General features: G+C 40.3%; 1 pseudogene. It reads left to right on the top strand.

The window, feature by feature from the left end:
* Nucleotides 1-402, top strand: a pseudogene (locus C1E99_RS01980) (nucleotide sugar synthetase-like protein); the annotation flags it as partial.

Raw genomic sequence — 402 nt, forward strand, 5'->3', positions numbered from 1 at the left:
AGGGGATGTCGTTATTTTCCAAACGCCTACTTGGAATACAACTGCTTTTGACGAAAAGGTGATGGAGAAACTGCGTGCCTATCAGATAAAGATTATTGTTTTTATTCACGATGTCGTTCCTCTTATGTTTGCGGGTAACTATTATTTGATGGATCGTACTATTGCTTATTATAATCAGGCTGATGTAGTCATAGTACCGAGTCAGGAAATGTTTGAAGTATTGCGCGAACGCGGTCTATCCGTGGAAAAAATAATCATCCAAGGGATGTGGGATCATCCGACTCAGTCACCTCAATTACCTGCGCACTTCAAAAAGGAAATTCATTTTCCAGGCTCACCAGAACGTTTCTCTTTTGTCAAAAGTTGGTCCTCAAGTCTTCAATTAAATCTCTATGCACGACA

The organism is Streptococcus suis, assembly GCF_002964045.1.
GTDB classification, from domain to species: Bacteria; Bacillota; Bacilli; order Lactobacillales; family Streptococcaceae; genus Streptococcus; species Streptococcus suis_U.